We start from the raw sequence: 13,115 nt of genomic DNA on the forward strand, positions 1-13,115 counted from the left end.
ACCCCGCATCGCGACGAAGGCGGCCATCTTGTCCTCCCTGGAGGAGTCCACCCGGGACACCGCCGCCACGGTCCGTTGGAACCGGTCCACGTCCCCTTGAGGAACCCCGAGGAGTTCGCCGATGACGAGGGCGGGCACCGGTGAGGCGTACGCCTCCACCAGGTCCAGCGGCGGGCCCCGGTGTTCCATCCGGTCGAGGTGTTCTTCGGTGATCTCCTCGACGCGCGCGGTCAGCCGGCGCATCCGCCGGACGGTGAACTGCCCGGTGAGCAGCCGACGGTAGCGGGTGTGCTCGGGCGGGTCGTGGCTGAGGAACATACCGCGTGGCGCCGGCCGGGGCGGCGCGGTGACGTCCGTTCCCGGTGAGGGGTCGTGCCGAATCTCGTTGCGGGTACTGAACCGGGGGTCGGCCAGGACCTGTCGAACTTGCGCGTGCCCGGTCACCAGCCAACCGGTGTGGCCGTCCGGGTAGGCCAGTCGGCTGACCGGGTCCTGGCCGCGCAGCCTGGCCAGCTCCACGGGAGGGTCGAAGGGTGTCGGGCGTCGTGTGGGTAATGAGGTGGGCCGGGTGGTGTCCTCGGTCATCTTCGGATCTCCCCTGGAACTCATCGGTCACCGACTCGGGTCGCGGTCACGACCCGCGGGTTCATGGGCGGAACCTCGTCTCGTGGAGCACGGCGAGGAAGAACTCCTCGGCCTCGCGCACCGTGCCGCCCTTGGGGTGGGTGTTCAGGTGGGTCACGACCGCACCGGCGAGGATCTGCCGAACGATCTCCAGATCGGTGTCCTGCGGGAACCGGCCGCGCTCCTTCTCCTTGTGCAACACCTCGCGGATCACGGCGTTGCGCGGCTCGACGCTGACCTCCCGGAACACCGCGGCGAACTCCGGGTGATCGTGGCCCGCGGGCATCAGGCGCAACGTCAGACTGCGGATCCGCTCGTTCTCGGGCGCCTCCAACGACCGGGCCCACCAACCGAGCAGTTCCTCGATGTCCCGCGGCTGGGGTATCTCCTTCGGTCGGAACCCGAAGGTCCAGTGGATCGCCGCGATGTGCAGTTCGGTCCGATCGCCGTAGCGCCGATAGACCGTCGGCCGGCTCACCCCGGCACGTTTGGCGACCTGGTCGATGCCCGCGCCGTCGATACCCGCCTCGATCAGCAGGTCCGAGGCGGCCTTGAGGATGGCCTCGTCGGCCGCACCGCTTCGGGGACGGCCGACTCTGGATGGGCTCGACTGTGTCATATCAAATAAGTTACATGACACATCTGTAATGGATCAAGGCCGGAAGTCGACCGTGAATGCCTCCCCCACCCCGGTCAGTCGGCCGGGTCGGCTTCCTCCACCGGCGCGTCGGCTCGGGTGACCAGGTCGCGGATCCGCTCGGAGAACTCGTAGGGAGCCAAGTGGCCCGCACCCTCCAACACGTCCACGTCGGCGTCCAGGAACCGTCGGGCCGGACCGTGCAGACGCGCCGGCGAGAAGAACACGTCCTCCGAACCGGTCGCCACGATGACGTTCTTCCTCTGCCAGGCCAGCAGCGACTCGGCCGGCAACGGACCCGGCGCCAGACTGGTCTTGCAGCATTTGCCCACCATCGTCATCCAGGACGCGAACGGGTGGACCGGGTACCGGAAGTCGGGTCCGCTCATGAAGTTCAACAGCCGGGTGCTCTTGTCCTCCCTGGGGCCGATCATCCACGGCAGGGTGACCCGCATGAGTTCGGGGGAGGTCGCCGGTGGGGTCAGCCCCGCCGCACCCACCAAAACCATCCCCTTGACCAGGGAGCTCGGCTCGCCCGCCAGGGCCACGGCGGCACCGAGGGAGTGCCCCAGGATGATCGCGGGCCGGTCCACGAGCCGGGGCAGCACCTCGTCGAGCCAGTCCCCGTAGGCCTGGGCGCGGTGGCCGCGAGGGCGCTTGCCACAGCTCAGACCCGGTTGTCCGGGCAGGTCCACCAGGATCACGTCCCGCTCGGCGGACATGTCGGAGGCTGGCGAGGCGCTCAGGGCGCTGTTGAAGTTGGTCCCGCTGAGCACCACCACCGGAGCACCGGGGCCACCCTCGAAACGGAAGGCCCGGGTGGGTCCGATGGACGTGGAGAGTTCGGGAAGTGACCGGAGCCCGGGCAGTTCGGTGAGTCGTTCCTCACACCAATCGCGCACGGCCCGCTCCGCGAGGTCCGAGCGGTAGATGCGGGCACCGTGGACGGTGGTCTCGGTCATCGGGCACCTGGTTTCGGGTAGGGGTCGGCCATCGCCGACCAGACTTCCCGGCACACCTGATGAGGGACTCTACGCCCACACGCGAACACCGGCCACCACAGTGGCGATCCGAGACCGACTCGTTGGCAAAGGGTTATTTTGCCTGATCAGGGGCTATATTGGCACCTGCACTCATCGGGCACTTCGGTCCACGTTCAGCGAGGGAAAAGCGGCCGGAACTGGACATACTCGTTCGCATCAACGACCATGGGCGCGGCGTCACATGACGCAATAGGTGTGCCGGGAAGACTGGTCGGCGTCCTTACCGACTCATGTCCCCGGAGCCCGACGCCATGACGCCACACCACCCTGAGCTGTCACGCAGCCTGCGCAGAGACCGATTCGCGGAGCGGTCCGAACTACCGGACGAACATGGTCTCCCCCTCGGCACCAACGGTTACACCACCTCTTGGGGCACCAACGCGCACGGTGAACTCAGTGCCTGCCCACCTGGGCCCATTTGACGACACCCCCGTGACCCATCTTCCGCTCCGTCACACCGTGTTCGTCTCCCGGGTCTCTCCGGCCACGCGCACGGTGATCAGCCGTGAAAGGACAGTGGCGTGGTGCTGCTGCTTCTCCTCATCGTGCTCGCCGTGACCGTCGCGAGCACACCTTTACTGAACCGCTTGCTGGGCCGAAACGCGGGTTGGCCCATCGCCACCGTGTTCCTCGCCCTGACCGTGGTGGTCGCCCTACAGGCACCTCAGGTGTTGGGTGAGAGCGCCCCCTTGGAGTACACCCGGCCTTGGATGCCGAGCCTGGGAGTCGACCTGCACCTGCGCATGGACGGCCTGAGCTGGCTGTTCACCATGCTGGTGACCGGTATCGGAACCCTGATCATGGCCTACTCCACCCGGTACTTCCCCCCTGGGCGCAGACTCGGCTTCTACTGCCTGATGAGCGTGTTCGCGTTCGCGATGACCGGTCTGGTCCTGGCCGACGACGTCGTGTTGCTCTTCGTCTTCTGGGAGCTCACCACGATCGCGTCGTTCTACCTGATCGGTCTCTCCGGACTCACCGCCGATCGACCGGCGATCCGCACCTTCCTTCTCACCGCGATGGGTGGGATGGCCCTGTTGGGCGCCGTCGCTCTCCTGGTCATACGTACAGGGACGACCCAGCTGAGCGCGATCCTGGCCGATCCCTCCTGGACCCAGGACAAGGTGTTCGTCTCCGTGGTGGCGCTGCTGGTGATGGTGGCGGTGTTCACCAAGTCGGCCCAGTTCCCGTTCCATTACTGGCTGCCGGACGCCATGGCCGCGAGCACCCCGGTCAGCGCCTACCTGCACGCCGCCGCCATGGTCAAGGCCGGCATCTACCTGGCGATGCGGTTCACCCCGGCGTTCGCGGACGTGTTCCTGTGGAACGCGCTGCTCATCACCGCCGGGCTGACCACCGCCCTGATCGGCGCGTTCTTCGCGATCCAGCAGAACGACCTCAAGCGCCTGGCCGCCTTCTCCACGGTCAGCCAACTGGGGCTGCTGGTCGCGGTGATCGGGGTGGGCACCCCGGAGGCCTTGGTCGCCGCGTCGGTGCACACCGTGGCCCACGCCCTGTTCAAATCGGCCCTGTTCATGGTGGTCGGCCTGGTCGACCATCAGACCGGCACACGCGACATTCGCAGGCTGGGGGGCCTACGCCACCGGATGCCGGTCACGGCGACGATCGCCACGCTGTCCGCCCTGTCCATGGCGGGCATCCCGCCCCTGCTCGGTTTCATCAGCAAGGAGAACCTGTTCGAAGCGTTCCTGCACGCCCCCGGTCCGGGCTGGTTCGGCCCGCTCGCCGGAGTGGTCGCTGTGGGCGCTTCGGTGTTCACGTTCGCCTACTCCTTCCGGTTCGTCTACCGCACCTTCTTCGGTGCTTCCCGAAGCGAAGAGGGAACCAGGGAGGCCACGGCCGGTGAGGCCCGGATCGGCTTTTGGACCCCCGCCATCATCGCCGCGTTCGGCGGCGTGCTGCTGGGTCTGACCGTCCCGGTCTTGGACCCACTGGTCAACACGGTGGCGGCCGACACCACACACACGGTGGTCGACACCCACCTGGTGCTGTGGCACGGCTTCAACGCCGCACTGTTCATGTCGATGGCGGCGGTCGGCCTGGGCGCCTTGGTGGCCTGGAGGTCCCGTGCCGGTGACGCCATGGCCGGACGCGACCTCGTTCCGTTCACCGGGGTAGGGATCTTCGAAGCCCTCTACGGTGGAATCATCCGCGCGGGAAGGCGAGTGGGCGATCTGACACGGTCCGACTCCCCCGCCTTCCACCTGGGCACACCGATGATCGTCATCATCGGGCTGACCTGCGTGATTTCCGTGGTGGGCCTGGAGCTCCCCCCGGTGGCCGGGCGGACCGCGCTCGGTCTCGACTGGTTGTTGGTGGGCCTGATGGCCGTCGCCGTCGGCTCCGCCGTCGTCACCCGGTCCCGAATGGCGGGCCTGGCGCTGGTGGGTGTCGCCGGTTTCACCACCGCCCTGTGGCTGTTCTTCCTCGGCGCCTTCGACGTCGCCCTCACCCAGTTGCTGGTGGAGATCCTGACGGTGGTCGTGGCGGTCCTGGTCCTGCGCCGGCTGCCCCGTCGCTTCCACTCGGTGAAGCGTCGCCGAACCGTACTGACCGCGGCCATCGCGATCGGCGCCGGCCTGTGCGCCGGAGTGGCCGCCTTCGCGCTCACCGGACGCCGTGAACTGTCCCCGGCCGCCGATTACTTCCTCGGCAACGCGCCCGAGGACACCGGCGGCACGAACGTGGTCAACACCATCCTCGTGGACTACCGGGCCCTGGACACCCTCGGCGAACTCACCGTCCTGGGTGTGGCCGGGCTGGTCATCATCGCGGTGCTGCGCTCCAGCGACCTGCTGCCCACCCACGGCTCGCGTCAAATCATCGTCGGCGCGACCAACGCGGCCTACGATCCGGCCGACAACACGGTGCTCATGCGCACTGTCGGTAGATTCCTCATGCCGTTGTTGGTCCTGTGGTCCCTTTACCTGCTGTTCCGTGGCCACAACGAACCGGGCGGTGGTTTCATCGCCGGTCTGGTCGGTGGCGCCGGGTTCGCCCTCGCCTACCTGGCCGCACCCAGCGACCGGGACGCGCGCATCCGTCTGGCCTATCCCGCGATCATCGGGGTCGGTGTCCTGGTCGCGGCGCTCTCGGGTGTCCTGGGCTTCGTGGACGGTTCCTTCCTCAAGCCACTGCACGCGGACATCCCGCTGGCCTGGGGCGGTCACTTCCACTTCACGACGGCGTTCGTCTTCGACATCGGTGTCTACCTGGCCGTCGTGGGGGTTCTGCTCACCGCCCTCAACGAACTCGGCCTGGAGCGGGGGTCCGACACGAGCGAGAGTCAGGAAGACCCTCCGACATCACAGGAGGGCGAGAAGCCGGTGAACGACACGAACGGCGCCTCCACCATGGACGGCGCCACCACCGGAGGTAAGCGATGACCCTCGCCATCACCATAGCCATCATGGTCGCCGGCGGTGTCTACCTGATGCTTCAGCGCGGCATGGTGCGCATCGTCCTCGGCCTGATCCTGGTCGGGCACGCGGTCAACCTGCTGATCATGTCGGCGGGCGGGGTGTTCCGCAGGGACCTGCCCCTGTTGCAGTTCGGCACCGCCCTCACGGCGGCCGACCCACTCCCCCAGGCGTTCGTGTTGACCGCGATCGTCATCGCCTTCTCCATCGCGATCTACATGCTCACCCTCGCCGCCTCCGGTAGCGACGACGACACGGAGGGGAACTCATGATCCCTGTGTTGCTTCCCCTCTTCGTAGCGGTCCCGCTGATCGGGGCGGGACTGCTCATCGTGGTACGCGGTCCGCTCTGGTTGCGTCGCGTCCTGCTGCTGGCTCCGAGCACCGCGGGAACGCTGGGCGGCGGTGGACTGATCTGGCTCACCCGAGATGGCACGGTGTTCGCGCACAACGTGGGTCTGTGGCAGGACGGGATCGCCATCCCGTTCGTCGCCGACGTGTTCAGCGCACTGATGTTGTGGACGACGTCCTTGCTGGCGCTGGTGTGCTCCATGTTCGCGGTGGCCACCGGGGACGACCGGCAGTCCTTCTTCTCCCCGCTGGTGCTGGTGCTCACCGCCGGCGTGTCCGGCGCACTGCTCACCGGCGACATCTTCAACATGTTCGTGTTCATCGAGGTCATGTTGCTGCCCTCGTACGGGCTGTTGGCGATGCTGGGGGCCTTGGGCAGGCTGAAGGCCGGACGCATCTACGTCACCGTCAACCTATTGACGTCCACGATCTTCCTGGCCGGCGTGGCCCTGGTCTACGCCGTCGCCGGAACCGTACACCTGGGCGAGCTCGCCGGAGCGGCCAAGGAGTCGCCGTTGGTGGCGGTCGGCATGGGTGTGGTCATCCTCGCACTGGCGATCAAGGCCGCGGTCGTCCCCGTGCACGGCTGGTTGGCCCGTACCTATCCGGCGGCCTCCCCGGCGATCACGGCCCTGTTCTCCGGGCTGCACACAAAGGTCGCCATCTACGCGATCTACCGTCTGTACGCGGTGGTCTTCGACGGCGACTCCCGGTTCCTGTGGATCGGGGTGGTGGCCTTCACCCTCACCATGGTCATCGGTGTCATGGGAGCGGTCGGTGAGAACACCACCCGCTCCATCCTGGTCTTCCACATGATCAGTCAGATCGGGTACATCCTGCTGGGCGTGGCCCTGTTCACCGAGCTGGGCCTGATGGCGGGCATCTTCTACCTGATCCACCACATGATCGTGAAGGCGTCCCTGTTCCTGTCCACGGGGGCCATCGAGCACACTCACGGAACCGGCGCGTTGGACCGACTCGGCGGCGTCGCCAGACGCCAACCCCTCATCGGATTGGTGTTCATGGGAGCGGCCTTGTCCTTGGCGGGCCTCCCACCGTTCTCGGGGTTCGTCGCCAAGCTTTCCCTGATCCTGGCCGCCGTCGAGGATCAGCAGTGGACCGTGACGGCCGTGATGATCGCGGTCAGCCTCATCACGTTGATGTCCATGCTCAAGATCTGGGGTGGTGTGTTCTGGGGCAAGGAACCCTCCTCCTCGGAGGAAGACGTTCCGATGACCGCCGGGGCCAACGGGGGTTCCGTCCAGACGGTGACGAGGCCGAAGATCCGAATGACACTGATCCTTCCCGGCCTGGTGCTGACCGCGACCACCCTGTGTATCGGACTCGGCGCCGAGTTCCTGCTCGACCTGAGCGCGCAGGCCGCCGCGAACCTCTTGGACACGTCCACCTACGTCGAGGCGGTGCTGGGACGATGAACCACCTGAAGTGGGCGCTTCGGCTGCTCTGGTTCCCTTTCTACGCCGGGGGTGAGATCACCAAGACCTCCTTCCAGGTCATGTGGGACATCGTCACTCCTGGCAGTGCGTCGACACCCGCCTTCGTGGAGGTCCCGATCCGTGGCCGAACCGACTTCGAGGTGACGATGTTGGCCAATCTGATCTCCCTGACCCCGGGCACCGTCACGGTGGCCGTACGACACGAACCCTCCACCCTGTGGGTGCACGGGTTGTACGTGCAGGACCGCGAGTCCTTCCGCGAGGACATCCGTGCCATGGAGGACAGAATCCTCGCGGTCACCCGACCGCCCCGGTCCGCGGAATCGATCACCGCCGAGGGAGGAACCCGCTGATGCACGTCATCGACATCGGTCTGGCCGCGATCGTGGTGGCGATGGTCATCGCCACCTACCGCATTCTCACCGGTCCCTCCGCGGCCGACCGTGGCGCCGCCACCGACGTCATCTTCTTCGGGTTCGTCGGTCTGGTGGCCATGTTGGGCTTTCGCCTGGACACCGCACTGGTCGTGGACATCGTGCTGGTCTGCTCACTGGTCGGGTTCTTGGCCGCACTCTCCATGGCCCGACTGATCACCGGAGGCAAGCGATGAACGTGCTGTACCCGCTCGGAGTCGTCTGCATGATCGCGGGAGCCGTGGTGTTCCTGGTCGGTGCGGTCGGCCTGCTCCGACTCCGGGACTTCTACGCGCGGCTGAGCGGTGTCACCATCGCCGGGGCCCTGGGCACGGCGCTCCTGCTGCTCGGGCTCCTCTTGCACTACCCGACCGTGGAGAACACCATCAAGATCGGCCTCGCCCTGTTGATCCAGCTGTCGACCGCAGCGGTGGGCGGCAACGCCATCGCGCGTGCCGGCTACCTGACCGGGGTGGCACCGGTTGAGGACACGAAGTTCGACGACCTGTCCACAGCGACCACCGAAGGCCGAGACGAGGGCGCACTCTAGCCGGTCTCGGCAACACCGGAGCGAGCGGGTCCCGTCCTTGAGGGGAAGGCGGGGCCCGGCCGTATGAGCGCACGCAGACCCCCCGGCCAACAACGCCTTCACCCGATCCGATACCAGGGTTTTCGATGCGTTACAACACATCGGATCTTTCGGCCCCCCGCACAAACCGTGTGCTAGGTTGATCGAAGTTGCAGTAGTGACCCCGCATAAAGCTCCATCTTTTTCGGGCGCTCACCGCGGTGACGGGAAAATCGTCAAATCGCGGTTTTCTTCATGCTCCCGAACGAGAGGCACAATCTATGGCCACCGGTACCGTCAAGTGGTTCAACGGCGAAAAGGGCTTCGGCTTCATCGAGCAGGACGGCGGCGGCCCCGACGTCTTCGCCCACTACTCCGCCATCCAGGCCAACGGCTACCGCGAGCTCGCGGAAGGCCAGGCCGTCCAGTTCGACGTCACCCAGGGTGCCAAGGGCCTGCAGGCCGACAACATCACCCTGGTCTGAGAGAGCTGAGGCTCTTTCCATAGCAGGGGCCCGCCCTCAGGGCGCTGGGCCTCTGCCTTTCTTCTTTTCGGACCGGTTTTCTCGCCGTCGCGTCTCGACCGGCACCGGCCATCAACCACGCCCCGGATTCTCCGTGTGGGCAGTGGATCTCGCAGTATTATCCCGGCGCCGCCGGTGCTCAGCGTCGAGGTCGCAGCGACCTCCACGCCCGGCACGGGTCGTCGGTGGAAGGTTTACCTTGAACCACACGTCCCGTACCAACACCCGACGCCCCCGTCCCTCCGGGGAGTACGGCCGCAGGCGCCCTCGTAGCTCCTTCGGTGGCGGCCCCCGTCAGGGCGGCAACCGAGAAGGCGGCCGAGGCCGTTTCGACGGCGGACGCTCCTCCGGTGAGTTCGCCCTCCCCACCACGGTCACTCCCGGGCTCGACCCGGTAGAGGCCTTCCAGGACCTGGACATGCCCGACCCGCTGAAGTCGATGCTGACGCGCCAGGGCCTGACCACTCCGTCGGCGATCCAGGCGGCCACCCTGCCGAACTCGCTGGCGGGCCGCGACGTCTTGGGCCGCAGCCAGACCGGGTCGGGCAAGACGCTGGCCTTCGGGCTGTCCCTGCTCGCCCGTCTCGACGGTCGCAAGGCCGAGTCGCGGCACCCCCTCGCGGTGGTGCTCGCCCCGACCCGTGAGCTCGCCCAGCAGGTCACCGACTCGCTCACCCCGTACGCCCGTTCGGTGCGGGTGCGCATGGCCACCGTGGTGGGCGGCATGCCCATCCACCGCCAGGCGCGCTCCCTGCACCAGGGCGTGGAACTCGTCGTCGCCACCCCGGGTCGTCTGCGCGACCTGATGGAGCGCGGCGACTGCGTCTTGGACCAGGTGGAGGCCACCGTCCTGGACGAGGCCGACCAGATGACCGACATGGGCTTCATGCCGCAGGTCACCGCGATCCTCGAAGAGGCCCCCGCCGGCGGTCAGTGCCTGCTGTTCTCGGCGACCCTGGACCGCAACGTGGACCGTCTGGTCCGCCGCTTCCTCAACGACCCGGTGGTGCACTCGGTCGACCCCTCCGAGGGCACCGTCACCACGATGGAGCACCACCTCCTGCACGTGTCCCCCGCGGACAAGCAGGCCACGGCGACCCGCATCGCCGCCCGTGACGGACGGGTCATCATGTTCCTGGACACCAAGCACGCCGTGGACCGGATGGCCCAGTACCTGCTGGACAACGGCGTCCGGGCCGCGCCCCTGCACGGCGGCCGTTCCCAGCCCCAGCGCACCCGCACCCTCAAGCAGTTCAAGGAGGGCACGGTCACCGCGCTGATCGCCACCAACGTCGCCGCGCGCGGCATCCACGTGGACGACCTCGACCTGGTGGTCAACGTGGACCCGCCCACCGACCACAAGGACTACCTGCACCGTGGCGGCCGTACCGCCCGTGCCGGCGAGTCCGGCAACGTGGTCACCCTGGTGCTGCCGAGCCAGCGTCGCGGCATGGCCCGCATGATGTACCAGGCGCGTGTCGACGCCCAGGTCTCGCAGGTGCACCCCGAGGACCCGGAGCTCGCCCGCATCACCGGTGCCCGTGAGCCCTCCGGTGAGCCGGTGACCCTGCCCCGTGGCCGCGAGGACAACCCTCGTCGTGGCCCGCGCGGTGGGGGCTACGGCGGCGGTGGCTACAACGGTGGGCGCAACCGTCGCCCGCGTCGCCCCTCGGCGAGCCGCGGCCGGGACTGACGTACCGGCCCGCGTACGCGAACACATGAGGACCCCGTCCCGTCCAGGTCACCCGACCCGGACGGGGCGGGGTTCTTCGTCATGGTCCCTTCCCGGTCGGGAGCGTAGGCGCTAGCCTGCCCTGGACGTCGTCATCCGCTCATCGGATGCCTCAACCCGCACCCCCAGCGAGGCTCCATGCACTCCAGCACCACCGCCCGCACCGGAGCCCAGGGCGCGCTGGTCCTCGCAGCCCTCTTCCTCGTCGCCGCCTGTCTGCGCCCGGCCCTGACCTCGGTCGGTTCGGTCCTGGGGCAGATCGGCGACACCACGGGGTTGTCCGGCTCCGCGTTGGGGCTGTTGGGAGCGCTTCCGCTCCTCGGCTTCGCCGTCGTCTCACCCTTGGTCCACGGGCCGGCGTCCCGCTGGGGCGTGGACCGGGTGGTGCTGGTGGCGATGGTGGTGCTGTGCGCGGGGATCGTCCTGCGTTCCCTGCCGCCGCTGCCCGCCCTGTGGATCGGCACCGCGTTGATCGGCGCCTCGGTGGCGGTCGGCAACGTGCTGGTACCCGCCATCATCCGGCGGGACCAACCCTCCCGGATCTCCCTGTTGACCGGGGTCAACACCTCCGTGATGAACGCGTCGGCCGCCCTGGCCGCCGGCCTCGCCGTGCCGTTGTCGCTGCTGTTGGGGAGTTGGCGGCCGGCGCTGGGCCTGTGGGCGGGCCTGGTGGCGGTGGCCGTCCTGGTGTGGGCGGTGCGGATGCGCCGGGTACCCGGGCCCGAAGTTGTCGGGGCCGTCGGCGTCACCCACGAAGTACCCGAACGGTCGGTGTGGACCTCCGCCAAGGCCTGGCAGGTCACCGTCTTCATGGGGTTGCAGTCCACCACCTACTTCACCCTCATGAACTGGCTTCCCACCGTGGAGGCCTCTCGGGGCGTCGCTCCCACCACGGCCGGCTGGCACCTGTTCGGCTTCCAACTGGCGGGCATCGTGGCGGGCCTGGCCATCACCACGCTGATGGGACGTCGGGCCGAGCAGCGTCCGGCCTGCCTGGTGGTGAGCGTGGCCATGGTGGTGGCCATGGCCGGACTGGTGTGGGCGCCCGGGTGGGGGCTGCTGTGGGTCCTGCTGGCGGGGGCGAGCACGGGTGGCGCCATCGTGGTGGCGCTGGCGCTCATCGCGCTCCGCGGTGGCACGCACGGAAGGACCATCCGCCTGTCCGGGATGGCGCAGTCCATGGGCTACCTGTTGGCCGCCGGCGGCCCTGTGGCCGCGGGCACGCTCGGACAGGCCATGGGTGTGTGGGAACCGGTGCTGTTGCTGGTGGGCGCCCTCGCGCTGGCGCAGGTGGGCGTTTCCCTGTTGGCCGGTCGACCCGAACGAAGCCCCCGAGCACGGGAACGCTCCGACCGCTGAGGGCATGGAGGGCCCAGGGCATGGAGAAGGGCGCCCCCGCCGGTCCCCGTCAGACGGTGACGGATCCGGTAGGGGCGCCCCTGGGAGTGCCGGGCGGTGTCCGGGAGAGGAGGAAACACCGCCCAGGGAAGGACCGCCCGCTCTCTGCTTCGAGCGATCCGTGGCCTACGCCTATAGCGAGATGCCCAGGGCCCAGGTCATCAGGCCGTACATGGTGCCGAGGATGAGGAACAGGGCAACGAGGTTGAGCCAGACGCCGCCCTTGATCATCTCGCCGATCTTCACGTAACCGGAGCCGAACGCGATCGCGTTCGGCGGGGTCGCCACCGGGAGCATGAACGCCATGGTGGCGGCGAGCGCGACCGGGACCACCAGGGCCAGGACGTCGATGTCCATGCCCATGGCCACGCCACCCATGATCGGCAGGAACGTCGCCGCCGTCGCGGTGTTGCTGGTGAGCTCGGTGAGGAACAGGACCAACGCGCTGACGGCCAGGATCAGCACCCAGGTGGGCACCCCGGACAGGAAGGAGACCTGGGCGCCGACCCAGGCGCTCAATCCGGAGTCGGTGAACTGGGCGGAGATGGCCAGCCCGCCACCGAAGAGGAGCAGCACGCCCCAGGGAAGCTTGACCGCCGTCTCCCAGTCCATCAGGGGGGTCTTACGGTCCACGGGCAGGAGGAAGAGCAGGACCGCTACGGTCATCGCGACACCCGCGTCCGTGACGTTGCCCAGCCAAGGAGCCACGGCGGCGACCGGACCCAGGTCGGCGATCATCGGGATGAAGATCCAGGACAGGGCGGCGAAGGCGAACACCGCCAGCACGAGCTTCTCACCACGTGACATGGCGCCCATCTTGGTGAGTTCCTCGCGGATCATCTCCTGGGCGCCCTCGACCTTCTTCACCCCCGGCTTGAAGAGGCGGGTCAGGACGAACCAGGCGATCAGCATGAAGACCGCGGCCAGCG

The 13,115-nt window shown here is 68.0% G+C and carries 12 protein-coding genes and 1 pseudogene; 9 read left to right on the plus strand and 4 right to left on the minus strand.

The annotated features are described in order from the left end of the window. The 3 genes and pseudogenes from ACWGKS_RS27955 to ACWGKS_RS27965 all read right to left on the minus strand — a co-directional run. Positions 1-585: pseudogene (locus ACWGKS_RS27955) on the minus strand (cytochrome P450); the annotation flags it as partial. Positions 586-646: 61 nt separating this feature from the next. Further along, complete coding sequence (locus ACWGKS_RS27960; RefSeq protein ID WP_358509799.1) at positions 647-1,243, minus strand: TetR/AcrR family transcriptional regulator; 597 nt, start codon at positions 1,241-1,243, stop codon at positions 647-649. A gap of 74 nt (positions 1,244-1,317) precedes the next feature. Beyond that, the gene (locus tag ACWGKS_RS27965) at positions 1,318-2,223 is read right to left on the minus strand and encodes an alpha/beta fold hydrolase (RefSeq protein WP_358509801.1); all 906 of its coding nucleotides are present in this window, start codon (positions 2,221-2,223) and stop codon (positions 1,318-1,320) included. Positions 2,224-2,825: 602 nt separating this feature from the next. Here ACWGKS_RS27965 and ACWGKS_RS27970 point away from each other — a divergent pair. From ACWGKS_RS27970 to ACWGKS_RS28010, 9 genes are all read left to right on the plus strand, one after another. Then, a complete protein-coding gene (locus ACWGKS_RS27970) occupies positions 2,826-5,711 on the plus strand; it encodes a DUF4040 family protein (protein WP_452524658.1) in 2,886 nt (961 codons plus the stop codon). Further along, positions 5,708-6,016 carry a sodium:proton antiporter gene (locus ACWGKS_RS27975; RefSeq protein ID WP_087098612.1) on the plus strand — a complete coding sequence of 103 codons (309 nt, stop codon included), beginning with the start codon at positions 5,708-5,710 and terminating at the stop codon, positions 6,014-6,016. Before ACWGKS_RS27970 ends, ACWGKS_RS27975 begins: the two co-directional genes overlap by 4 nt. Beyond that, positions 6,013-7,530: a monovalent cation/H+ antiporter subunit D family protein gene (locus ACWGKS_RS27980; protein WP_358509805.1), complete on the plus strand. Its 1,518-nt coding sequence runs from the start codon at positions 6,013-6,015 to the stop codon at positions 7,528-7,530. The genes ACWGKS_RS27975 and ACWGKS_RS27980 overlap by 4 nt, the downstream gene beginning before the upstream one ends. Then, a complete protein-coding gene (locus ACWGKS_RS27985) occupies positions 7,527-7,904 on the plus strand; it encodes a Na+/H+ antiporter subunit E (RefSeq protein WP_358509807.1) in 378 nt (125 codons plus the stop codon). Before ACWGKS_RS27980 ends, ACWGKS_RS27985 begins: the two co-directional genes overlap by 4 nt. Beyond that, positions 7,904-8,161 carry a monovalent cation/H+ antiporter complex subunit F gene (locus ACWGKS_RS27990; RefSeq protein WP_358509809.1) on the plus strand — a complete coding sequence of 86 codons (258 nt, stop codon included), beginning with the start codon at positions 7,904-7,906 and terminating at the stop codon, positions 8,159-8,161. The genes ACWGKS_RS27985 and ACWGKS_RS27990 overlap by 1 nt, the downstream gene beginning before the upstream one ends. Beyond that, positions 8,158-8,514 (plus strand): monovalent cation/H(+) antiporter subunit G, encoded by a 357-nt coding sequence (gene mnhG, locus ACWGKS_RS27995; protein ID WP_358509812.1) that lies wholly within the window; start codon positions 8,158-8,160, stop codon positions 8,512-8,514. The genes ACWGKS_RS27990 and mnhG overlap by 4 nt, the downstream gene beginning before the upstream one ends. Positions 8,515-8,813: 299 nt before the next feature. Continuing rightward, positions 8,814-9,017: a cold-shock protein gene (locus tag ACWGKS_RS28000; RefSeq protein ID WP_304073583.1), complete on the plus strand. Its 204-nt coding sequence runs from the start codon at positions 8,814-8,816 to the stop codon at positions 9,015-9,017. A 238-nt stretch (positions 9,018-9,255) separates the two neighbouring features. Beyond that, positions 9,256-10,749, plus strand: coding sequence for a DEAD/DEAH box helicase (locus ACWGKS_RS28005; RefSeq protein WP_358509814.1), 1,494 nt, complete (start codon positions 9,256-9,258; stop codon positions 10,747-10,749). A gap of 177 nt (positions 10,750-10,926) precedes the next feature. Beyond that, entirely contained in the window at positions 10,927-12,147 is a 1,221-nt protein-coding gene (locus ACWGKS_RS28010) for an MFS transporter (protein WP_358509817.1), read from the plus strand. A 171-nt stretch (positions 12,148-12,318) separates the two neighbouring features. Here ACWGKS_RS28010 and ACWGKS_RS28015 read toward each other — a convergent pair. Beyond that, positions 12,319-13,115, minus strand: a 797-nt coding sequence (locus tag ACWGKS_RS28015; protein WP_452524662.1) for an SLC13 family permease, incomplete at its 5' end; no start/stop codon positions are given.

It is taken from the genome of Nocardiopsis sp. NPDC055879, from assembly GCF_053615935.1.

What these genes read in the sequence shown, in the direction of transcription:
- ACWGKS_RS27960 (WP_358509799.1), bottom strand. Translation starts at nt 1,243, where the DNA reads ATGACACAGTCGAGCCCATCCAGAGTCGGCCGTCCCCGAAGCGGTGCG.
- ACWGKS_RS27965 (WP_358509801.1), bottom strand. Translation starts at nt 2,223, where the DNA reads ATGACCGAGACCACCGTCCACGGTGCCCGCATCTACCGCTCGGACCTC.
- ACWGKS_RS27975 (WP_087098612.1), top strand. Translation starts at nt 5,708, where the DNA reads ATGACCCTCGCCATCACCATAGCCATCATGGTCGCCGGCGGTGTCTAC.
- ACWGKS_RS27980 (WP_358509805.1), top strand. Translation starts at nt 6,013, where the DNA reads ATGATCCCTGTGTTGCTTCCCCTCTTCGTAGCGGTCCCGCTGATCGGG.
- ACWGKS_RS27985 (WP_358509807.1), top strand. Translation starts at nt 7,527, where the DNA reads ATGAACCACCTGAAGTGGGCGCTTCGGCTGCTCTGGTTCCCTTTCTAC.
- ACWGKS_RS27990 (WP_358509809.1), top strand. Translation starts at nt 7,904, where the DNA reads ATGCACGTCATCGACATCGGTCTGGCCGCGATCGTGGTGGCGATGGTC.
- mnhG (WP_358509812.1), top strand. Translation starts at nt 8,158, where the DNA reads ATGAACGTGCTGTACCCGCTCGGAGTCGTCTGCATGATCGCGGGAGCC.
- ACWGKS_RS28000 (WP_304073583.1), top strand. Translation starts at nt 8,814, where the DNA reads ATGGCCACCGGTACCGTCAAGTGGTTCAACGGCGAAAAGGGCTTCGGC.
- ACWGKS_RS28010 (WP_358509817.1), top strand. Translation starts at nt 10,927, where the DNA reads ATGCACTCCAGCACCACCGCCCGCACCGGAGCCCAGGGCGCGCTGGTC.